Annotated in this window: 13 protein-coding genes; 6 read left to right on the forward strand and 7 right to left on the reverse strand. The window is 71.1% G+C overall.

Annotation, left to right across the window (positions count from 1 at the left end):
- Positions 1–2: 2 nt before the first annotated feature.
- Together D4740_RS11785 and D4740_RS12960 are read left to right on the forward strand one after the other, a co-directional pair.
- Positions 3–2,039 carry a BglG family transcription antiterminator gene (locus D4740_RS11785; protein WP_119836234.1) on the forward strand — a complete coding sequence of 679 codons (2,037 nt, stop codon included), beginning with the start codon at positions 3–5 and terminating at the stop codon, positions 2,037–2,039.
- 82 nt (positions 2,040–2,121) lie between these two features.
- Positions 2,122–2,286 carry a hypothetical protein gene (locus D4740_RS12960; protein ID WP_162933759.1) on the forward strand — a complete coding sequence of 55 codons (165 nt, stop codon included), beginning with the start codon at positions 2,122–2,124 and terminating at the stop codon, positions 2,284–2,286.
- Between the two features lie 593 nt (positions 2,287–2,879).
- On the opposite strand, the gene D4740_RS11790 is transcribed toward D4740_RS12960, so the two are convergent.
- The gene (locus D4740_RS11790) at positions 2,880–4,676 is read right to left on the reverse strand and encodes an ATP-binding protein (RefSeq protein WP_119836413.1); all 1,797 of its coding nucleotides are present in this window, start codon (positions 4,674–4,676) and stop codon (positions 2,880–2,882) included.
- 270 nt (positions 4,677–4,946) lie between these two features.
- Between D4740_RS11790 and D4740_RS11795 the strand changes: the two genes are divergently transcribed.
- From D4740_RS11795 to D4740_RS11810, 4 genes are all read left to right on the forward strand, one after another.
- Positions 4,947–10,091, forward strand: a complete 5,145-nt coding sequence (locus D4740_RS11795) for a DUF3418 domain-containing protein (RefSeq protein WP_119836233.1) — start codon at positions 4,947–4,949, stop codon at positions 10,089–10,091.
- Between the two features lie 285 nt (positions 10,092–10,376).
- Positions 10,377–11,033, forward strand: coding sequence for a GPP34 family phosphoprotein (locus tag D4740_RS11800; protein ID WP_119836232.1), 657 nt, complete (start codon positions 10,377–10,379; stop codon positions 11,031–11,033).
- A gap of 385 nt (positions 11,034–11,418) precedes the next feature.
- Positions 11,419–12,765: a DUF4921 family protein gene (locus tag D4740_RS11805; protein WP_119836231.1), complete on the forward strand. Its 1,347-nt coding sequence runs from the start codon at positions 11,419–11,421 to the stop codon at positions 12,763–12,765.
- Between the two features lie 252 nt (positions 12,766–13,017).
- Positions 13,018–13,995, forward strand: coding sequence for a hypothetical protein (locus tag D4740_RS11810; RefSeq protein WP_259390710.1), 978 nt, complete (start codon positions 13,018–13,020; stop codon positions 13,993–13,995).
- A 180-nt stretch (positions 13,996–14,175) separates the two neighbouring features.
- Here the strand turns inward: D4740_RS11810 and D4740_RS11815 are convergent, their stop codons facing one another.
- The 6 genes from D4740_RS11815 to D4740_RS11840 all read right to left on the reverse strand — a co-directional run bounded on the left by D4740_RS11815 (position 14,176) and on the right by D4740_RS11840 (position 23,129).
- Positions 14,176–14,652, reverse strand: a complete 477-nt coding sequence (locus D4740_RS11815; RefSeq protein WP_119836230.1) for a hypothetical protein — start codon at positions 14,650–14,652, stop codon at positions 14,176–14,178.
- Positions 14,653–14,656: 4 nt separating this feature from the next.
- The gene (locus tag D4740_RS11820; protein WP_147392865.1) at positions 14,657–15,421 is read right to left on the reverse strand and encodes a hypothetical protein; all 765 of its coding nucleotides are present in this window, start codon (positions 15,419–15,421) and stop codon (positions 14,657–14,659) included.
- A gap of 2 nt (positions 15,422–15,423) precedes the next feature.
- Positions 15,424–16,785 (reverse strand): hypothetical protein, encoded by a 1,362-nt coding sequence (locus D4740_RS11825; protein WP_147392864.1) that lies wholly within the window; start codon positions 16,783–16,785, stop codon positions 15,424–15,426.
- 298 nt (positions 16,786–17,083) lie between these two features.
- Positions 17,084–17,947, reverse strand: coding sequence for a glutathione S-transferase C-terminal domain-containing protein (locus D4740_RS11830; protein WP_119836227.1), 864 nt, complete (start codon positions 17,945–17,947; stop codon positions 17,084–17,086).
- A gap of 103 nt (positions 17,948–18,050) precedes the next feature.
- A complete protein-coding gene (locus D4740_RS11835) occupies positions 18,051–21,272 on the reverse strand; it encodes a hypothetical protein (RefSeq protein WP_119836226.1) in 3,222 nt (1,073 codons plus the stop codon).
- A 60-nt stretch (positions 21,273–21,332) separates the two neighbouring features.
- A complete protein-coding gene (locus D4740_RS11840) occupies positions 21,333–23,129 on the reverse strand; it encodes an HSP90 family protein (RefSeq protein ID WP_119836225.1) in 1,797 nt (598 codons plus the stop codon).
- Between the last annotated feature and the right edge of the window lie 81 nt (positions 23,130–23,210).

Consider the following 23,210-nt stretch of genomic DNA (forward strand, 5'->3'; position numbering starts at 1 on the left):
CCGTGGCACGGTTCAACGACATCATCCCCATCCTGGAGGACTCTCCCGGCCTCCGCGTGCCTGCGGCCCGGATCGCGCGCCGCCTAGGTGTGTCCACACGCACCGTGCGCAACTACGTCTCTGCCGCCAACCGCCGCTACGGCAACGTCGTGACCTCCACCAGAGCGGGCTACAGCCTGGACACCGAGGCCTGGGAGCGCGCGGGAGCCACGGGGCGGCGCGCCCCCCGTCCAGGTGACGGGCCCGTCGAGCGGCTCGCCCACCTGCTGCGTCTGCTCATGACCACCAGTAGCGGCCTCAGCGTGTTCGGGCTGGCGGAGGAGCTCTGCGTCTCGGAGTCCACCATCGAGTCCGACCTGACCCGCGCCCGGGTGCTCCTGGCCCACTCCGGCCTGCGCATCACCCGCACCGGTGAGACGGTGCGCATGGAGGGCGAGGAGGTAGCCCAGCGCCGCCTCATGCGCGGCCTCCTCACCAAGGCGGCGGCCAGCCGCCGTCAGGTCATCGACGTTGAGGAAGTGGCCCGCCAGCTGGACGAGCCCACCCTGCCCGGTCTGAGACAGCGGATGATCTCGGTGCTGGGCGACGTCGACCTGGTGGTCAACGACCGCACGGCCGACGAGCTCGTGGCCCACATCGCCGTCATGGTGGAGCGCGTACGCGCCGGCCACACGATCACCTGGCTGTCCGGTGCCAGCGGCCAGGCGGTGCTGCGCCCCATGTCCCAGGCGGTGGCCACGCTCGTGGAGGAGCAGTTCGGCATTCACCTGCCCGACCAGGAGATCACCTACCTGGCTCTGCTCCTCCTGGAGAAGGCGGCACCCGCCCACCCCGAGGGGCGCCCCCGGCCTGAGGTGCAGGCGTTCCTGGAGCCCCGCTACGTCAGGCTCGTCTCCGACATCGTGAGCAGGGTCAATGACAACTACCTCATCGACCTCAGCGACGAGCGGTTCATCTCCTTCCTCGCCCTGCACGTGCGCCGCCTGGTCGACCGCGCCTGCCAGCACACGGCGGTCCCGGTCCCTGCCGGGCAGTCGGTGAAGAACACCCACCCACTGGTCCACGAGCTCGCCGTGTTCATCGCCCAGCAGGTTGAGCGCAGTACAGGGGTGGAGGTGGCTGAGGACGAGATCGGGTTCCTCGCCTTCCACGTGGGCGGACGACTGCTGTCCATGCACGAGCGTGACGACCAGGTGGATGTCACGCTGGTCCTCCCCCGCTACTACGACGCCGGGGACGTCTTCCGCCAGGCGGTGGAGGGGGTTCTGGCAGGCAGAGGCAGGGTGGGACGAGTGGTGGCTGACCTGGATGAGGTGGACGGGGCAGACGAGGCAGGTGCCGGCAGTACCGACGCCGGGAACGACGGCTCCGGGGCCGGGTGGCCGGTCGGGGCGTCCAGGACCGTGCGCGGAAGAGGCACCGACCTGGTGGTTGTCGCTGGCACGGCCCGACCGTTCTCCCGGCTTTCGGCACGCCCCCGACGACGCCAGCCCAGGCCCGCCGTGGTACGCACCGGGGTCCTGCCCTCTCATGAGGACCTGGAGCGGGTCCGCTCCGCGGTCGCCGACGTCGCTGCTGGGCGCAGGCGCCTTGAGGTGGCCTCCTGGCTGGCTGCTGTCATGGACCCGAGCCTGTTTCTGCGGGTCGAGGGCGGGGGCCAGCGAGACGACGTGCTTCCGGTCATGGCACAGGCCCTGGTCTCCCGTGCGGCGGCGGGCGAGGGGTTCCTGGAGCAGGTCATGGAGCGTGAGCGGCTGTCAAGCACGGCCTTTGCCTCCGGGGCGGCCCTCCCCCACACCATCGAGATGACGGCGGCCAGGTCCGCCGTCATGGTGTGCCTGGCACGTCAGCCCGTGGACTGGGACGGGACCCCCGTGAGGCTGGTCGCCCTGCTGTGCCTGTCCGAGGACAGTCGCACCACCTTCGGCGACGTGTTCGACAACCTGGTCCACGCCCTCCTCGACAAGGAGGTGGTGACCCGGCTGGCCGCGTCCACCTCCTACGACGAGCTTGTCCAGACAGTGCTGGAGGTGGTGTAGGCCGGTCCCCGGCCGCAAGGTGCGTCGGCCCCAGCGCCATGACCCGCCACGGCCTGCTCCGACAGGAGGAACCGAAGGAAGCGTGGAGCACCTGGAGGTCTGCCGGACCGGGGAGGACGGAGCAATCCGGCGCGTCGGGTCCCTGGACCTGCTGGTCTCAGCCCGGATACGACAGTTCTCCTACGCGTCAGAGTGGCTGGAGCACGGCTTCGCGCTCGGCCGGGCGCAGCCTGGAGCAACTGCTTGACATGGACTGGGGGCTGGCCCGGGGCGAGGTCCTGCGCCTGGTGACCCGGGTGGCGCAGGTGGCACGCGGCACGTGGGACCGGGCGCCCAGGGGGCTTCGGCCTTGACGCCGGGACCGCCGCCGCCTGCCACCGTCGCGTTAAGGAGGACTGCGACTTCGGCACCGTCCTGGACGGCAGCGACCCGAGGCTCACCAGCTGAGGTCTTTGACACGCCCGCCTGGCGGTGCGATCGCGGGCCAGTGGGGGCTGGCCGCGGGACCGGTTGCACGCTCACCTTTTCGGACAAGAGACGAGGACCGCGCGATTCCGCGGATCTCGGCCTAGGGTGTGACCGACGTACGGCACTCCCATGTGCATCAAGGATCTCGTTGCACATGGGAGCCTTCCAGGCCCTTCCACCCAGTCTGGCGAAACGGTGTCATTCCGCTAATCCGCATAAGCACGGGGAAAGGTGAGCGTGCCGTTCGCTCCTGGGGCGCAAGATGTCACCTCTGCTGGCCCGGATGTGCCTGAGGAGCGTGCCGTTCGCTCCTGGGGCGCAGGCTGCCAGCCGCAGGCACCAGACCAGCGGCTGGCGTCATACCCGACCGCGTCAGGTCATACCCCCGGCACGCAGGTAGGCGCGCCTGCGGCTGGTCGGCGGGGCAGTGGCCACGGCGTGCCCGTCAGCCACGAGCTTCCTGAGCACGGGTCTGAGCGTCCCCGGGGTCTTGCCGGTCTGCTGGGCAAGGTCGTGGACGGTCCTGGGCTGGTCCGCGTCAAGCAGGGACAGGACCTCGGCTCGCACGCCGGTCACCCTGGGCGTGCCGGCCTCCTCTGCCTCCCGGTCAACGGCCGCCGGGTGGGAGGCATCCCCCGGTGACGTGTAGCCGGGTACGGCCTCCTGGTCGCCGGGCGCCACAACGTAGGGGCCGTCCCCCAGGCCGGCAAGGGACCCTCTCTTCGCCAGGGCAGCCAGCAGCTGGCGGGCGTCGTCAGAGTCATGTCCAAGAGTGCCGCGCAGGTCCGTGACGCTCACGTGCCCGTCACGGCGGGCCAGGGCCAGGGCGGCCTTCTCGCGGCTGGAGAAGGGCGCGCCAGGCAGCGTGTCCAGCCAGGCGGCTACCTTTTCGTCAAGCAGCCCGAACCGGCTGAGCCGGACCACCACCTGACCCAGGTCGGACCCGGAGTAGTCGGGGGCCGGAAGGCCGCTGTCACGCATGGCCGCGATCATGCGCGGCACTCCGGAGCCCTGGTTCTCGCACAGCACCCCGGCACCGTCTGCGCGAGGCACCAGCGTGAGCAGGCGGGCCAGGTCCGGGTTACGGGAGTCGGAACGTCCTTCTCCGACGTTCTGCGCGGTCCGGGTCCCGTAGAAGCCACCTGGGCTGATGACCTCTACCCGGTCGGGGTAGACGTCAACGGCGACCTGGCGCCCCAGGGCGTCCCGGCTGTAGTCGCGGTGGGTGACCGCGTTGGTGATCGCCTCCCGCAGCACCTCCTCGGGGATCTCCAGGACGTCCACCCCGGCCATGCCCTCTACCCGGCGACTGCGCCCCAGGTGGCGCGCCACGGCGTTGACCGCGTCCTCAACCGCCACGGGAAGGTGCCCGTCACAGGTCCTGCGGTCCACGAACCTGACGTCGCCACGGTGCGACTTGGTGGTCTCAGGGTGGACGGCGACGTCAACCGTCAACTTCGAAAGGCGCTGCTGGGGGTAGGTGGCCAGGCAGAGGAACCCGGCCAGGGTCGGGGCGTCGTCGACGTCCAGCGCGCCCAGGCGTCTCAGGGCGCCCCGGACGTCGTCACCCGCCAGGCCGTCCAGCGCGTGGGAGCCGGTGGCCCGGAGCCGAGCCAGCATGCGCTGCACCAGCTCTGGTGACAGGTCTTCAAGGGCAGCACCGGGGACGACCGCCCGGTCGGTCCCCTGCGGCTGGCGGGAGGTCTGGAGCATGTAGATCTCGTAGGTGGTCAGGCGCCGGTCCTGGTCATCCACCCGCTTGTAGCTCCCCTGCGCGACCCCCCGGGCGACAACGTGGCAGGGCAGGTGGGCACCAGGATACTCACGCAGGGAGTCCACCTCCAGGACGACAACGGGGGCACCGTCGACAACAGCGCGCTCAATGCGATACGCCCCTTCCTGGACCGGCCTGACCTTCGGGTCCTGCTGCAGGCCTGCCACGAGCGCGTCCATGATCCTGTCCGCGTCAAACCCCTCAGCGGGTGCGAAGCCCTCGCGCTCGTCCAGACCGAGGATGATGGTGCCACCGTCAGTGTTCGCGAAGGCCGACACCGTCTCCCACAGGCTCTTGGGCAGCCCGCCAGCGGCCGACTTGACCTCGGTGCGGGCGTCATCGCTGCCGTGCGCCCGCACCTGGGCGACCCGCTCAGTCAGCTCCTCATCAGTCACAGGCTCAGTGTCGTCCACTGAGGGCCTCACTTTCTACACTGACGGCCTCACTGTCGTCCACTGAGGGCCTCACTTTCTACACTGACGGCCTCACTGTAATCCACTGAGGGCCTCACTTTCTACACTGACGAGCTCACTGCAGCTCACTGAGAACCTCAGCCACCACACTGACAACACGAGAAACATTCATGAAAAATGGGGTCTCGCCTGACTCGGTGGGAGACCCCGGCTGACAACACACGAGCCGTGAGTGAGCGACAATGGCCTCCTATGGCACAGGGAGAGGACACGCCGCACCGCACGGCACCGGGTCGGCAGGGCCGGACTGGTCGGCAGGCTCAGGAGACAGCACAGCCACGGGGCCATGGTGACCGACCGGGCAGCGGAGCCGTCGGGCAGCCAGGCGCCGGACAGCCGGGCCGCAGGCCTGGCCGCCCGAACAGGTCAGGCCGCCGCCGCGGGCGCGGCTCCGCCAGGTCCTCCGGCCCCCACCGCCCCTGGCCAGGCTTCACCCCCGACCAGCTCGCCGCGCGCGCCGCCAGCGTCCCCGCCCTCGTCTACCCTGAGGAGCTGCCGGTCAGCGCCCGCCGCGAGGAGATCGCCGCAGCCGTGCGCGACCACCAGGTCGTCGTCGTCGCCGGGGAGACCGGCTCGGGCAAGACCACCCAGCTGCCCAAGATCTGCCTGGAGCTGGGCCGGGGCGTGACCGGGATGATCGGCCACACCCAGCCGCGCCGCATCGCCGCCCGCTCTGTGGCCGAGCGGATCGCCACCGAGCTGAGCACACCCATTGGACGTGACGGCGTGGTCGGCTACCAGGTCCGATTCACCGAGGAGACCGGTCCCACCACCCTGGTCAAGCTCATGACCGACGGCATCCTCCTGGCGGAGATCCAGTCCGACCCCATGCTGGAGCGCTACGACACCATCATCGTGGACGAGGCCCACGAGCGCAGCCTCAACATCGACTTCATCCTGGGCTACCTGGCCCGGCTGCTGCCCAGCCGCCCCGACCTCAAGGTCATCATCACCTCCGCCACCATCGACTCCGCACGCTTCGCCCAGCACTTCGCCCGCTACCTGCCCGTGACCACCACGCGCCCCGGCTCCAGCGGCACCGCCGACACCAGCACCACCGACGCCACCGGAGCAGGCAGCCGGCCGACCACGGACGGACGCTCAGACAGGGGCAGGGACAGCCAGTCAGGCAACCAGTCAGCCACGGAGCGCGTCCCGGTCATTGAGGTGTCGGGGCGCACCTACCCGGTCGAGGTCCGCTACCGCCCCCTGACGGCCGAGGACGTGACCGAGGGCGTGACCGAGGACCACGACTCCGTGCCTGAGAATGCCTCGGGTACCGGGGGCTCCGGGGACCTCGCCGGGGCCTCCCCCGCCCCTGCCGGGACCCACGCCCCGCGCGGGACACCTACTGCGGGGCCGGGAGAGCTGACCGAGGCCGAGCTGGACGCCCTGACCTCCCCGGACCCGGCCGTGCGGGCCGCCGCCCGCGCTCGCCGAGAGGCAGTGCGCTCCTCGTCGCCCGGTCAGGGCCGGGTGGGCGGCACCGGCTCCCGGGGAGGAGGTCGCCCCGGCTCGCGCGCTGCCCGCTCCGGAGGCGGTCAGCGTACCCGGGAGGAGGACCGCGACCAGGTCACCGGGATCCTCGACGCCGTTGACGAGCTCATGGCTGAGCCCCCGGGCGACATCCTGGTGTTCCTGGCCGGGGAGCGCGACATCCGCGACACCGAGGCGGCCCTCATCGACCACCTGGGTCCGCGCTACACCCCCGACGGGCGGGCCCGCACGCCCGGGGCCGTGGAGGTCGTCCCCCTGTACTCCCGCCTGAGCGCGGCCGAGCAGCACCGGGTCTTCGAGGCCCACTCCTGCCAGCGGGTCGTCCTGGCCACCAACGTGGCCGAGACCTCCCTGACCGTCCCCGGCATCCGCTACGTCGTCGACCCGGGCGTGGCCCGCATCTCCCGCTACTCCAACCGCACCAAGGTGCAGCGCCTGCCCATCGAGCCGGTCAGCCAGGCCAGCGCCGACCAGCGCTCAGGCAGGTGCGGGCGCCTGGCCGACGGCATCGCCGTGCGCCTGTACTCCCGCGAGGACTACGACTCCCGCCCGCGCTACACCGAGCCGGAGATCCTACGCACCTCCCTGGCCAGCGTCATCCTGCAGATGGCGGCCCTGGGACTGGGCTCGGTCCAGGACTTCCCCTTCCTCGACGCCCCTGACCCCAGGCAGGTCCGCGACGGCCTCCAGCTGCTCACCGAGATCGGGGCCGTCGTACCCGACGACGCGGGCGGGAGCGCCCGCAGGCGCACTGCCCCTCCTCACGCACCCGGCAGCGGCAGGGGCGCTGTCCCTGCCTCCGATGCGGCCCAGGGCCCCCGGCTGACCTCGGTGGGGCGCCGCCTGGCCCGCCTGCCCATCGACCCTCGCCTGGGCCGCATGCTCCTGGAGGCCGGGGAGCGCGGGTGCGCCGGGGAGGTCATGGTCATCGTGGCCGCCCTGTCCATCCAGGACGTCCGCGAGCGCCCGGCGGACAAGCAGGAGGCCTCCGACGCCGCGCACCGGCGCTTCGCCGACCCCACCAGCGACTTCCTCACCTACCTCAACCTGTGGCGCTACCTGCGCACCCAGGCACGCGAGCTGTCCGGCTCAGCCTTCCGCCGCATGTGCCGCGCCGAGTTCCTCCACTACCTGCGGGTGCGCGAGTGGCAGGACGTCCACGCCCAGCTGCGCCAGCTGGCCCGTCCCCTGGGGCTGGACGCCGCCCCCGTGGAGCTGCCTACGCCCACGGCGATCCGGGCGGCGGGGGACGCGCTGGAGCGTGGACACCACGGCTCCCAGGCGCCCCACGGGGACGTGGCTGCCGCCGTGGTCGCCCTGGGTCGCAGCGCGGACACCCCCGACGCCGAGGCTGTCCACCGCTCGCTGCTAGTGGGGCTGCTGTCCAACGTGGGCGGGTGGGACGAGCGCCGTCGGGAGTACTCCGGCGCCCGGGGCACCCGCTTCACCATCTGGCCCGGCTCCGGGCTGCGGCGCAAGACCTACGACTGGGTCATGACCGCCGAGCTGGTGGAGACCTCCCGGTTGTTCGCCCGCACCGTGGCCAGGGTGGAGCCCGACTGGGTGGAGGAGGCCGCCGACCGTGCCGGGCTGCTGCGCCGGGTCTACGGGGATGCGTACTGGTCCACCCGGCGTGGCGCGGCCATGGTCCACCAGCGCACCATGCTTTACGGGATGACCCTGGCAGCCGACCGTCCGGCCACCCTGGTCTCGGTGGGAACCCGGCAGGCCCGGGAGCTGGCCCGGGAGATGTTCCTGCGCTGCGGCCTGGTGGAGGGCGGCTGGCACGCCCGCCACGCCTTCGTGGAGCGCAACCGGGAGCTGGTCGAGGACCTGCGCGGGCTGGAGCAGCGGCGCCGTGTCCACGGGCTACTGGCCGACGACGAGGTGCTCTACGACTTCTACGACGAGCGCGTGCCACAGGAGGTGACCTCAGCAGCGGCCTTCGACGCCTGGTGGAAGGACCAGCGGCGCCTGGAACCGGACCTGCTGGACTTCACCCGCGAGCTGCTGCTGCCCGGCGATCGGGACGACCATGACATGTCCGGCTACCCCGACACCTGGGTCCAGGATGACCTGACACTGCCCCTGGACTACGCCTTCGACCCCGGTAGCGAGGCCGACGGGGTCAGCGTGCAGGTGCCGGTGGAGGTCCTGGGGCGGCTGGGGCCGCAGGGATTCGACTGGCTGGTCCCGGGGCTGCGGCCCGAGCTGTGCGTAGCCACGATCCGCGCCCTGCCCAAGCGGGTGCGCCGACAGCTGGTGCCCGCCCCGGACGTCGGTGCCCAGGTGTGGGCTGAGGTGTCCCGCCGGTTCCCGGCACCGGAGGGTGCCAGCGCGCCGGGGACGTCCTTCCAGGAGGCGTTTACCGAGGTCGTCGCCGACCTGCGGGAGGTCGCTCTTACCCGGGACGACTGGCAGGAGGCGCACGAGCGGCTGCCCGACCACCTGCGCATGACCTTCGTGGTGCTGGACGACCGCGACGAGGTCCTGGGGCAGGGCAAGGACCTGGTGGCCCTGCAGAAGGAGCTGTCCAGAAGCACCGAGGCGGCAGTGCGCTCCGTGGTGCGCGGGGCGGTGGCCCAGGCCATGGCCGAGGCCCGCGCCCGTCAGCGCGCCGGGGCGGGCCCGGGCTCCGGAGGGGCCAAAGGTGCCCGGAGCGCCCGGGGCTCTGGGCGCCCCCGGAAGGGGCGTGGTCGTCGGGGTGCTGGCGACCGGGGGACCGCTGGCGCGCAGACGGCCCTGGGGCCTGGCACCGCAGCCACTGAATCCACAGCAACCTCTGCCTCTGATGCCAGCACCTCGACTGCCACCACTGAGGCTGCCGTAGCGACCGGTCCCGCGAGCCCACTAGCCACCACCCTCGCGCCAGCAGCCGACCCCCTGACCTCGGGACTGGCCGAGCGTGAGGGGCTCACGGACTGGCCGCAGGGCGTGCCCGGGCTGGAGGGGCCGCAGGCCTCGACGATCCCGGGCACAGTGGAGTCCACCGGCCGGGCGGGCCTGGTGGTGCGTGGGTACCCGGCGCTGGTAGCGCGCGGACACCAAGCCGCAGACCTGCGGGTCCTGCCCGACGCCGCCGCGCAGGCGGGCGCCCACGGCGCCGGGGTCACCGCCCTGGCCCTGGCGCGCACGGCACTGCCCACCGGGCGGGTGACCAGCCGGTGGGACGCCACCCAGTCCCTGGTCCTGGCCGCCAGCCCCTACCCCTCCACCGAGGCCCTCGTGGCTGACGTCCAGCTGGCGGCGGCACGTCTGGTAGCCGGGCGCTGGGAGGAGTCCTCGGGGACGCCACTGGCCCAGGTCCGTGAGCGGGCGGTGTTTGAGCGGCTGGTCGCCGTGGCGCGCGAGGAGCTGGAGGACGAGGTCTACCGGGTGGCCTCGCAGGTGGCGCAGGCTGTGAGCGCGGCCCAGGAGGTGGAGCGGGTAGTGGCGCGGCACACCTCCCTGTCGCTGCTGTCCACGCTGCAGGAGGTGCGCAGCCAGGCGGCCGGGCTGACCGGTGACAGGTTCGTCACCGCCACCCCAGCCAGCCAGCTGGCCCACCTGCCCCGTTACCTGAAGGCGCTGGCGATGCGGGTGAAGCGGGCGGCGTCCTCACCCTCGGCCGCCTCCCAGGACGCGGCCCTGGCCTTCCAGGTGAGCCAGGCCTTGGACGTCGTGGAGCAGGCCCGCACCCGGGCGGCGTCCCTGCCCGCGGACCCGCAGCGTCAGGCGGTGCTGGAGGAGGCCCGCTGGATGGTCGAGGAGCTGCGGGTCAGCCTGTTCGCCCAGACCCTGGGCACCGCCCGGAAGGTGAGCCTCAAGCGCATCTCCCGGCTGGTGTCGGGGATCGGGTGAGTGCCACAGCCCGCCGCCCCCGCTTTGCTGCATATCTTCATCAGTCCCCGGGCACCAAGCAGGCGTAGCGCTAGCCGCGGCACAAGCGATCTACGTGCCAGCGCTGCCCGCGAGGAGCCTGAAGATGTGCAGCGGCCGGTTTGGAGGGGGCAGGGGACGCTGATGGACGTCCTCCGGGCCGCGGCCGAGGTGCCGGGTCACTCCTCCTTCCGGAGGACATTAGGGGACAGCGGGTCCGCCCACCAGTGGATACCTATCACCTGAGCCTCTTCGTACCCTGGGCTCATGCTGATCTGCGAAGAGCTGTTCCTGCTGCTGACCAAGGACTCCGGGACCCCCGAGGTGTGGGGAGGAAACGAAGACTACGGGCTGCGAGGTGCCCTCCTGGCTGACCTCGCCCTCCACCAGCGGCTCACGGTCGAAGGGGGCACGGATCCCCGCTTCCGCCTCCTGGACACCACGCCCACCGGCCACCCTGCCATGGACCACGCCCTGGCGGCCCTGCCCGCCAAGGACGGCAAGCGGGTGTCCTCCCTCATGTCGTGGACACGGCTTGACCCTCGCCCCGGCATTGTGAGCTCACTGGCCTCGGCCGGCACCATCTCAGTGGCCAAGGGAGGCTTCCTGGGGATGCAGACCATCTACCCCACACTCAACCCCGGACCGGAGCAGGCTCTGCGCCAGCGCCTCTACGCCGTGCTGCACGGCCAGGCAGTCCCCACCCAGGCCGACCGTACGCTGCTGGCTGTCCTCCAGGGCCTGGGCCACGCGTCAACGGTCCTGCCCCGCCAGTACACCGGCATGAGCGGGCGGGACCTCAAGCGCAGGATCACCGAGCTGGCCAAGGGGGACCCGGCCGGGGACGCCGTGTCGCGCGCCGTTGAGGCGGTCGACGCTGCGCTCATAACTGCCGTCATCGTCCCGACAGTGGTCACCTCCTGAGCACATCCCCGCCCAGGGCCAGGGGCTGCACAGGCCCTCTGGACCACGCTGCGGCCACCGGCTGGCTGGCGGGGCCGGCGGGACTGGCGGGCTGCACATCTTCAGCGGGGACCACGCACGGCTCCGACGAGCCCGCCCGCGCCATCCCAAGGAAGCACCCGCCAGGACCGACCCCGCCTCGCCCCCCCTCCCCGACCCGAAGATGTGCACCACCGTCTCTCCTGCACATCTTCACCCCACCAGACCAGCCACCAGCCGCGCAATCCCGCCAACCCACCCGCCCCACACCACCAAACCAGACCCTGAAGATGTGCAGCTCCATACAACCCCACCACAGAGAGCGGCCGACCTGCCCCCGTCGGTCCGAGGCGTCACAATGGTGCCTATGCTGACGCCGTACTCCCCCGCACCCGAGCCCCTGACCCGCATGGCCGACGGCACCGTCAAGCAGATCAGCCCCTTCACCGGCACGCAGGTGTGGACAGTACCCGGCCGGGGCAATCGTCCGATCTCCCAGCCGGTGGACAAGGTCCGTCCTCTCACCGACGCCGACCGCACCCGGGCCTGCACCTTCTGCTCACGGCGCTATACGGACACCCCACCGGAGAAGTCGCGCGTGGTGCGCGACCCCGCCGGTGGCTTCGTCCAGCACGACGCCCTTCTGGCCTCCCAGCTGGACGACACCGTGGCGGAGTTCCGCCGCGTGCCCAACCTCTTTGAGATCCTCTCCTACGACTACTGGCACGCCAACCACGGCTACGAGATCCCCGAGGCCGCCCGGGAGCGCATGGGCACCTACCTGGCTGACCCGGTGGGCCGCGAGCACGTCATGGGGGTGCTGCGCGCCAAGCTGCGGGCGGCGGGAGGTACTACCACCCAGTGGGAGACGATGGGCGACGCCGAGCGGATGCGGCACATGATCGGCTTCTTCGCCGGGGGCCACGACGTCATTATCGCCCGGCGCCACTACACCGACGACGCCGTGGACACCTCCGGCCTGGCCAGCTCAGGCACGCTGAGCGTAGAGGAGCACCGCGCCTACACGCGCCTGGCGGTGGACTCCATGCGGGACCTGTACGCGGCCAACCGGTGGGTGCGCTACGTCGCGGTGTTCCAGAACTGGCTGCGCCCGGCGGGAGCGAGCTTTGACCACCTGCACAAGCAGCTGGTCAGCATCGACGAGCGTGGGGTCAGCTCCGAGCTGGAGCTGACCCGGGTGCGGGCCAACCCCAACCTGTACAACGAGATGGCGGTGGACTACGCCGCCTACCGGGGCCTGCTGGTGGCCAGCAACGAGCACGCGGTGGCCTTCGCCGGCTTCGGGCACCGCTACCCCACCCTGGAGGTGTACTCCACCTCCCCCACCACCGAGCCCTGGCTCATGGGCACCCAGGAGGTCGACGCCGTGTCCGACCTGGTCCACGCCCTGCACGCGGCCACCGGCGTGCACGTGCCCTGCAACGAGGAGTGGCACCACAAGCCCGCCGACGTCGACCAGCCCATGCCCTGGCACGTGACCCTGAAGTGGCGGGTCTCCACCCTGGCGGGCTTCGAGGGCGGCACCAAGATCTACCTCAACACGATCGACCCGTGGCGGCTGCGCGACCGCGTGGTGGTGCGCCTGGAGGACCTGCGTGCTAGCGGGCGCATCGCCCCGATGGACGTCGGCCATGAGTGCCCCACCTCTCCCAACCGGCTCCTGTACAACCCGGTCCTGGCCGCCCGGGCCTAAGCCTGCCCGTCGGAGCGTGCCAAGGGTGTCCAGGCAGGGTCGCAGCAGCTCGCAGACGGCAGTGGCGCGGCACGCCTGGAGCCACCGCACCTGGCACGACACCACACCACCCCACTGTCCCTGATGCCACTCCTTTGATAGCAGGACCCGAAATCACGATATAGACAAGAATATAGAGCCTCAGAGAAAAATGGGTACGATGGCGGGCGGCGTTCCTCCACGCCATCCCTGTCACACGAAATAGGAGTACCCATGACAATCCCCAACCACTATCCCGACCCTCCCACACCTGCTGGCTCGCCTTTTAACGCCTCCCCCGCAGCGGCTCCCGGCACACCCGGGGAACCTGCCTCCGGGACACCCCAGGGAACACCTTTTAGCGCCCCTGGATCCCCTCCCGGAACACCCCCTTACGCGCCCGCGCAAAAGCGGCGCAATACAATTGGAATCATTGCCCTGGTCTGCGCGGTCGTCGGGTTCATCTTTGCCTGCGTCCCGGGGGCGCTCATTATCGGCTGGGTGCTGCTCCCCGTGTCGTTCGTCCTCGGACTTGTGGCCCTGTTCCGCAGGGGAGAGACCCTCTGGCAGGCAATTGTCGCCATTGTCCTGTCCATCGTGGGGACAGCTGTCGGCGCGGTGGTGTTCCTGGGGCTGGCCGCCGGCAGCCTGGGCGAGGCGCTCGACGGCGGGCCAGTGACCACCTCCTCCCCAGGCTCCGACGCCGAGGCCGCCTCCGACACTACCTCCGACTCCGACAGCGACACGGGCGCTGACCAGCAGGGCTCCTCCGCAGCAGACCAGCCCGGGACCCGGGAGGACCCGCTCCCCCTAGGCACTGAAATCAGCAACAGCGAGTGGAAGGTGGTCGTGAACTCAGTGGAACTCGACGCCACCGACACCGTGATGGCGGAGAACCCGTTCAACGAGGCGCCTCCTGAGGGCTACCAGTACATTCTGGTCAACTACACCATCACCTACCTGGGAGACGACCCGAACGGGGGCACTCCCATGTCCACCGTCAGCTATGTCTCCGCCGACGGGACGACGATGACCACCCTCGACACGCTGGCCGTGGCCCCGGACGCGATCGACACCCTGACCACCCTGTACAGCGGCGGCAGCGTCACCGGGAACGAGGCCATCGCCGTGCCCTCCGACTCGGCCCAGGACGGCGTGCTGGCGGTCCAGCCGGGGATACTGGACGACAAGGTCTTCGTCACCCTCGGCTAGGGCGGCCGCGGGCTGCGCGCAAGGGCTGACCGGGGCGGGCTCAGGCCCACCGGGCAGCCAGTCGGGGACTGGGCACCGCGAGGCCTGGCACCAAGAATGACACCAAGAACGTCATAGGACAACAAGATTTTCTGTTGTCCTATGACGTTCTTGTCTCCTAGGGGTGGAGGACACCGCCGGTCACACGCGGCGCGCTCCCAGCCCCCGTACCAGGGGGACGGCCAGCAGACTACCCGCGACCAGCGCCGCAGCCTCCAGAAGCGTGTCAGCACTCAGGCCCGACAGCACGAGATCACCGCCACAGATGACGACGACCGCTATCGCCGCATAGAGCAGCGCGTGGACCAGGAAGAAGGACGGGGCGGCGCCCTCGGACACTCCTACGGGGTCCCAGGGGCCGGGGACCGGGACGCCGTCCCTGCCTCGCCCGCGCCCCTCCTGCCTGTTGCGCAGCGCCACGAGCCCCACCAGGCTCACCACAGCGGCACGCAGCACCTCAACGAGGTAGAACGGCCTCAGCGGCCCCGCGTCGAACAGGCCCAGGGCCTCCCCGGCCGGACGCGCCACAGCCAGCGCCACGAACACCACCAGGTAGACGACCACGCCCACGAGCCCCGTCACCACGACGTTGCCCCACCGGACACGACCACCGCTCATCTGCTCACTCCCCGATCCTCGCGCTAAGAAGGGTGTCCATGACCGGGCTGGACCCGGACAGCAGCTGCCCCGGTCCGGCCACCGCCAGCACCGCCCACATCCCCGTAGCCCCGTCACTGATCCACAGGGACGCGCACTCACCAGGGCTCTGCGAGGTCCATCCCCGCTGGGTGTCCACGTGGTACCAGGTCATGTAGTAGGCCTCCTCCGTACCCGGCCACTGCTCACGGCTACGGACCACGTACGGGTTAGTGCCGCGCTGGACCGCCAGCAGGGAGATCTCCTGGTACTGGCTCTCCGCTAGCAGGGAGCGCCCCAGGTCCGGGGCGTAGAAGGTGTGGACGTCGGGTGAGGGGTCCCCCTCCAGGTCAGGGAAGAGGATGGTCGTCTGCTCCTGGCCGCCGCTGGACTCCCCCTTCTCCACAGTAGTTCCCTCGGGGGCGGTGAGGGTGAGACCGTCCTGGGTCACGGCCTGCCCCTCCTGGGTCACCTGCTTAATATTCCGCGACGCGTACTCCGGCTCCAGCCGCACCTGGTTGGGGTTGCGCCACTCCACCGGGGTCGCTGTCGCCGCAGCCGCCTGCTGGTCCCCCTCCTGCTGCTCCGCGTCCTGCCGGGCGCACCCCGCCTGGCCCGCCACCAGCAGCGCACCTGGCAGGGCCAGGGCCGAGCGACGCGGGAGAGCCAGGGGGCCGCCCCTGGGCCGACGTGGCAGAGCGCGCCTCCCCATAGTCGCCACAGCCGTCATCAGGCTCGTCACAGTCGTCATGGTCACTCGCACCCTTCCCACGGCAGCCACTCGTCACCCTCCAGGTACCGGCCGTTAGAGTACGTGGTGGAGGAGCTCTCGTCAGAGTACCCGAAGCCGAAGCCGATCCCGCCCGGCTTGAAGTTCGCACTGAGCCCGAAGTCGGTCTGTCCCTCAGTCTCCACGTCCTGCGCGGTGACGGTCCCGTTCTCCCTCGCCTGGGCAATGTAGTCGGCCAGGGCGAAGTGCGCCCCGATGGGGTTGGAGGACGCTCCCGCGGCCCCCACCGCCCGGGCCAGCGCCCAGCCCTGCTCGGCGTCCGGACCGGTCAGGTCGATCGTCGCCTCATAGATGCGTCCACCGGAGGCCGGAGCCGTGGTCCAGTCGTCGCCGAAGGGGTTTGTTGCCGACGCCTCCGCGTTCCCTGCGTACATCAGCTGCATCGAGGTCTCGATCGGCTCCCCGTCCTTGTCAAAGGTGACCGCCACGACCGCCTCCTGCTCACCGGAGGCCTCTCCCTCGCTCTGGTTGATCCCGGGCACGCCGTTGTTCCCCTGGACCGAGCCGTCCACCTTGGCACTGTAGTACACGGTCGTCGTCCCGTCGCCGGGGGAGGTGGTGACTCCCAGCATGTTGGCCTGGTTGACGCCCGCCTCCACGTGCGTGGAACCACCGGTGGCACTGGTACTGGCACTCGTGGTCACCCCGCCGGCGTAGGTGACGGAGGTCGGCTCCGGCGGGGTGTAGCTGCGAGCACCGTTCCTGTCCGTGACGTAGTTGTAGGCGGAGTACAGAAAACCGCCCACACCAGAGACGGCCGAGACAGCCTGCTCCTCCTCCGCCTGCTGCAGGTAGGCCCGCAGCTGCTCGGCCTCCTCAGCGGAGTTGACGGTGTAGGTCGCGGTAGCCTCCCCCTTCAGCCCCGCACCGATACCAGCGCTGGCACCACCCCCGTAGGTGTTGCCGTCAACCGTCACCTCAAGGCCGTAGTCAGTTCCCTTGCCCTCCCCGATAGAGATGTTGGCCGTGTTGGTGGCGGAGACCTGGTAGGTCCCGTCGCTCATCTCCACCACCGTGATCGTCCCGGTCCCGTCAGCGGTCGCGAACACCGACACGCTCACGCTTCTGCTGCGTGACGACTCAGAGAGCTTGCACGGCCCATCCGGCTCGTGGGTCTCCTCGGCCTCGGTGCTGGCCTCCCCGCACTCCAGCTCCGGGCCTCCCACCGCCCGGCTCACCGTGGAGACCAGCTCGCAGCCGATCTGGCGGGCTGCCGGGGAGACGGCGATAACCACCGCCAGGAGCAGCGCGACCACGATGAGAACAGCCCCGACGTACTCCACAGTCGCCTGACCGGACTCGCGATGACGTGTGCTCCTGCTCACTGCTGCTCTTCCTTCCCGCCCCCGCCTGCCGGGGTCCGCCCACCATCTCAGCAGGAGCAGCGAGCCTGTCACAGGGGCGATCGCCCCAACGAGCGACCTGACGACCGCCCTGGCGAGCCACGGAAGACCAAGGCGGGGCGAATAGCGCAGGAGGGAGGCGCAAGAAGAACAGGAAGAGGGCGGGAACCAGGACGGCGGTCAGGGACTCAGGGGCAGAGCTAATCCCCCCTGAACGTGAATGTGTTCCCCGCATACGGCGGCCAGGGACTCTAGGGACAGAGCCCCCAGCCCAGCTGCCTCACAGTCCCAGGGCGCTGCGCTCCTCAGGGCCGACCCATCCGGCACGTCCCTCCAGCGCCCGGAACCAGCGGGCCAGGGCAGGCCAGAAGGAGATCGGCGGGGCCTCCCCGTCCGGGTAGCCCTGCCGTCCGCGGTACTCGTAGTCCTGCACCGTGGTGAACAGGCGGATGTCACTGCCCGTGGGGGCGTCCCCGCACAGGAACTGGCCGATGGAGACCAGCGAGGACAGGGGCGGGCCGTCCAGCATAGTCAGCCCAGCCTCCCGGGAGGCCTCCATCCCTGTTGCCCGGGCCAGCAGGGTGTCGATGACGTCGAAGGCCACCAGGACCCCGTTGGCGGCCTCGGCCGCCGCCGCCTCGTCCTGGGAGTGGGTGGCCACGGCGTGCCCTCGGTTGACGTGCTCACCGACCCACCGGTCCCAGGCGTCGGTGGAGTTGCGCCGCCCCAGGGGGTAGAGGTCGGGGGCGCCGTCGCGGTGCAGGTCCCACCAGGCTGTGGCCAGGTCGAACAGGAGGGAGCCGGAGTCGTCGCTGACGACCTGCCCGGTCGTGGTGTCCACCAGGGCGGGGACCGTGGGAGGCGGCTCGTAGCCGGGGGTGGTGGCATAGACCTCCGCCAGCGACCGAGCGCCCAGGACAGGGTCCTCCCCGGGGGCGCCGTCCGGGCCGGTCAGCTCCCAGTAGCCGTCCTCACCTCTGCCGTAGGTCCACGACACCGGGATCGCCTCTGTCAGCCCCAGCAGGCGACGGGCGATGAGCACCCGGCGGCACCACGGGCAGCTCCCTGAGGCGACCAGGCGGTAACGACCTGCTTCCACAGGAAGGTCGTCGTCAGTAAATCGGTGGGATACTGCCAGGCCCATGTGCGCCTCCTGGGTCAAGATGGGGCTCGGTCGTGCTCAGGAGTCAATCATCCCCCGACCAGCCCCGGCAGGCCCCATATTCTCAGGTGGCGAACCGACAGGCTCAGCCCAGACTGGCCTCGATACTGTCCACGAGCCCCAGGGCGTCGTGACCGTCCCAGCGGGGGTGAGCCAGGAGATCACGCACCCGCGCGCACGCAGCCAGGGCCTCCCCCTTCTCGCCACGCTGGGCGTGCAGGCGGGCGAGAAGGCACAGCGGCCGGGCGGCCGACTCACGGTCGTGGGAGACCATGTAGCCGGAGAAGGCCTTCTCGCAGTGCTCCAGGGCAGGGCCGCTCTCACCGGTGCGCCACAGGATCCACGCCATGTCGTCGTGCCAGTCGCCCAGCTCCCAGGCGGCGGGGTATCCGACGGTGTCAGGCACGTCCTCAACAAGCCCCCTGGCCTCCTGCATGAGGGCGAGGGCCTCCTCCAGGCGGGAGCGGGCCGTGGACAGGGGGCTGTCGTCCACCAGCGCCCGCGCCGCCCGACGCAGGAGCCTGCCCCGCTCTGCCCGCTCCGAGTCTGTGCTGGAGTCCTTGGTGGCGGCGGCCCGCTGGAACAGGGCTGCCGCCCAGGTGCTGTCACCGGTGCTCGCGGCGGCCGCGGCCGCGCAGGCGAGGTGCTCGCCAGCCGCTGCCTGCCGCCCCTGAGCCTCTAGGACCTGTGCGGCTGCCAGAGAGTGGTCCACCACGTCGTGGTACTCGCCCAGCGCCGTAGTCGTCTGGGCCAGCTCCCGGTGCAGATAGGCCACCAGGCTGCCTGCACCGGCCCTGTCAGCCAGGGACAAGGCCGTCTCCAGGACCTCGGCGCTCTCCAGGTAGCGCTCACAGGCACCTAGCGCCGTCCCCAGCGACAGCAGGGAGGTCACCGTGTACATGGCGATCCCGGCAGACATCATGACGCTGGTCTGCTCACGGAAGTGCGTGACCGCCTCGGGGAGCCGCCCCGTCCGCATCGCGGCGACCCCCAGGGTGCGCCGTCCCCGAACAGCCAGCACCGGGGAGACCCGCTCATGACGGCGCAGGACCTCCTCCGCCAGCCGTCCTCCGGTGTCGGCGTCGCCGCACTCGGCCAGCACCTCCGCACGGGCCATGTCCAGGATGTCCTCGATCCTCTCGGCGTGGCGGTCAGCAGGTAGCGCTGCGGCCGCGACGGCAGCCGCCTCCAAGGCGTGCAGCGCCTCCTCCCGGGCCTCCAGGTCCGTCAGGACCGAGGCGCCCGCCATGAGGGCGTCGGCAGCCAGCACCAGGAGGTCGCCCGCACTGCCCCTGCCTGGGCTTCCCGGCCCTGTGTGCCCGTGCTCCTCCACGGCACCGACGGGAGAGGGACCGCCTGGGGCAGCGTGTCTGCCACTGGTGCGCGAACCACCACCGGTGAGCCTCTCGACCGTCGCCGCGATCCGGCTGGTCAGCCGCGTGGCCCGCTCCAGGCGCTGTTCACGCTCACCGGCCTGGTCCCGATCGGCGATGCTGTCAGCGGTGATCTCGTTGTCCAGGTTCAGCAGGTCGATGTAGCAGGCCCCCAGCGGCCCGTAGTCCGCCTGGAGCCGGGGGCGCACCCGCAGGCGCTGCGTGACGGCCTCGTCCATGTCCCCACGGCAGGTCAGGGCTGCCGCCCGCAGCAGCCCTGTCTGCGCCTCCAGCCCCTCCACGACCAGGTCGGGGGGCAGGAGGTCGCGGGTGGCGACCTGGTCCACCACGAACCAGTGGTCCAGGGAGGAGGAGCCCACGACCCTGCGCAGCTCGGCATAGCGGCGCACGGCGTCCTGGCCGTCGCGCACCGGCTCCGGAGGAGCCAGGTCCGTCGGCGGGAGGGGCTGACCCTGCTCTGCCGACTCCTCCCCGGGCTCGTCCCCCCGGGCCTGCACGGGCTGCGGCCCACGGGAGGCGGCCACATCCGTAGTGCCGGGCGCCGGGGTGCCGAGCGCCGCCTCCTGTCCCGAGCCGGGAGGGATGATCCCTAGGGCGGAGGCGACATCAGCGTCGTCGCCGGCCTCGACGGGCGACAGGTCGGTGGGTGCGGGCTCAGGCAGGGGCTCGGGCACCCGCAGCAGGCCGAGGCTCCCCGGACTCCCCAGCCTCCCCGCTGCACGGCCGTCAGCCCCGCCCACAGTGCCGCTGTCAGCGCCGCCCCCATAAGCGTGACGGTCAGCATGACCGTCAGCGGCACCCTCGGTGAGAGGGGCACGGATGAGGCTGCGCTCCAGGTGGTCGGAGACTGTCGTGTTGCCGTTGCGACGATCGTAGGCTGCCGCCAGCCGACGGGCCCAGGCGGACAGCCCGGCGTAGGCCTGGGACACGGGGGTGCCCGTCCCCATGGCAGGGTGGGGGCACCACAGGGCCTCAGCGGGCACGACCACACCCAGTGCCTCCTCCCCGGCCCCGGCGCGCTCGACCTCCCTGAGCACCAGGCTCATCCCGCACAGGGCGGCCAGCAGCACGTGGGCCGACTCCGCCTGGTCCAGCCAACCCACGTGCCGACGCAGGACCTCCATACCCCGCTCCCACCTGCCTGCCAGCGCCAGGTACTCCAGATGATGTCCCACGGCCAGCAGGGCACCCGGATCCCGCCGCAGCCCTCGGTAGGAGCGTAGGTGGGTGTTCCAGGCCGCCCCGGGGCGCCCGGAGGCCAGCAGGGGCAGGAGCACTCGTGACTGCACCGTACGGGCCTGAAGACCGCAACCGACCTCCCCGCGCAGCACAGGCACCGCTGTGGCGACCGCCAGCTCCCACCTCTCCGTCCGGTAGGCGAAGGCCACCTGGCGCGCGGGGTCGCAGCCCTCGCAGTCAGAGCTGTCGTCACGGGGCGTGGCCCTCCACGCGGCTAGCTCCTCAGCGGCCTCCTCCTCCAGTCCCAGCAATCCGGCCACCGTGGCCCGCACACCGTGGACCACGTGCATGGAGGCGCCCTCGCTGCGGTAGAGCTCCTCCAGGCTGGCCTCCAGCTGGCGCACCTGGCCCTTGGCCACCCTCGGGTTGGCGGCGGCCACGGCAACCACCCGCGTGAAGTGCCGACGCAGCCTGCGGGCCTGGTCGGCGTCGAACAGGTCCGGGCGCTCCTGGTAGCGCGCGAGGTTGCGCACAAAGGGTTCCAGCGCCTTCCACTCCTCGTTGCCGTGCAGGTAGCCGTCGGTCAGAGCCAGGCGCGCCACGACCTGAAGATCCTCCTCGCCCAGGGCGTCTGCCCAGGTGACGGCCTCGGCGACCAGCGCGGAGGCCCGGGGGTCGCGTCTCAGGGCGTCGGCGTAGGCGAGGCGCTCACGGATGTCTTCACGTGTGGTCATGGGTGGTTCCTTCCGGTCAGGAGCGCAGGAGGCGGCGTCAGGAGCGGCGGCGTCGCGGCGTCATGGCTGCGGCCCCGGCAGGGCTGCGTCCAGCAGGGCACCGAGCGTCTCGGCGGCCCACGAGCGCTCCCTGGGTCCCAGGGTCTGCCTGCCCTGGAGGAGGCACTGGATATAGAGGCCGCGCAGCATCTGCACGACGACGGCGTCATCCGCCCCTGCTGTCACCAGCCGGACGATCAGCGGGTTGGCCCGGTTGAGGACGAGGCGGGGCACGCGGGTGCCTGCGAGCGGGTCAGCCACACCCAGGACCTGCGACCACACGCCGGAGGCCGCCGGGTGGGAGACGCGCACGGCCACAAGGCCGGCCAGGTCAGGGTCGGGCAGGTAGAGGGCCGGCAGGCTGGTCGGCTCGAAGCGGCGCATGACCACCTCGCAGTCCTGGGGGTCGATTGCCTGGGAAGCGAGCACGAGGACGTCGAGGGCCTGCGCCTCCTCCGCCGGGGAGCAGGGGGTGAAGGCCTCCAGCAGCTCGCCGGGGTCCACCAGCGCGATGTCCGCCCTGGCACCCAGGAGGTCGGCGCGGGCCAGGAAGGCGGAGACGACCTCCTCCTCATAGGCGTAGCCCGCGTTGACCAGGACGATGCCCTGGGCAGCGGCTACGTCCGCCAGCGCCCGGTACTGGTCCACGGTCCGGGTAAACCGGACTCTCTGCCCGCTGGAGGCCAGCTGGGAGAGAGTCCTCGGCCCCAGGGTCGTCTCCATCGGCGCGTAGGACACCACCAGCTCCAGCATGGCGCCGTCGCTGACGGCGACGCTGCGCAGCCCCACGGCGTGGGCGGCCATGAACTCGGCGAAGCCCCCGGGGTCGGTACGCGCCAGGCGCTCCAGCCAGGCGCGCACCGCCTGGCCGACTGCCTCTTGGGTGTGGCAGCGCAGGTCGTCGTCCACGAGCTGCTCGCGCGAGGCGGTCAGGCGCAGGTGGGAGGCATCGGCCACCACCCGCACGAAGTAGGCCCACTCCGGGGCCAGCCCCTCCGCGTGGCGCGAGACGAGCATGCGCCTGACATAGGCGGTGTGGTGGGCGCCGGCCGTGGGGTGGGCCGCAGTCACCACTACCGCGATCCCACGCAGCCCGGCGGCAGGCACCTTCAGATCGATGACGTCGAAGGGGTCGACCCCCAGGTGCTCACGGCACCAGTCCTCCTGCTCCTGGCGGGTCAGTTCCCACGGGGCGGCCTGGCGGGCGTGGCGGGTGAGGGTCCCCCCACCACTGCGTACCTGGACCTCGACCGGGAGCAGGGAGCCGAACTCGTCCACCAGGGCACGCACCGTGGCCGACTCCAGCCACGGCTCGCCGGGCAGGCCGGTCAGCGTGACGCTGGTGCCCGGATGGTCCAGGCTGGTGGGGTCGCCAGGGTCCAGGGCGCGCACCTCGTAGGTCCCGTCGGTGCTGCCCGTCCAGGTCACAGTGGGGCTGTCCGGGGCACGGGCGGACCGGGAGCGCACCAGGATCTCGCTGGAGACCATAAAGCACGACAGCATGCCGATACCGAACTGGCCCAGGTAGTCGCCACGCGCCAGCCCCAGCTCGTCACGCTTGGAGGAGGTACCGATGGTTGACAGGAGTTCTCCGGCCTCCTCCAGCGTCAGCCCGACACCGGTGTCGTGGCAGGTCAGGCCTCCGTCGGCGACAGTGAGGGTGACCTCGGCGGGGCAGCCCGGGTCCAGGGCGCGCCGGGCCGCGATGGCGTCCACCGTGTTCTGGAGCAGCTCGCGGACATAGACACGGGGGCCCGAGTAGAGGTTGCGCGAGAGGAGGTCCACCATCCCGCGCAGGTCAACCTGGAATGCTGCCATCGGCTCAGAGAGCTCCTTCCTGTCTGGTCCCCGCGTCGCGTCTCCCGTGCCGTGCAGGTCCGCCCTGGAACGGCGGTGCCA

Source organism: Actinomyces sp. 2119, from assembly GCF_003591215.1.
Lineage (GTDB): Bacteria > Actinomycetota > Actinomycetes > Actinomycetales > Actinomycetaceae > Actinomyces > Actinomyces lilanjuaniae.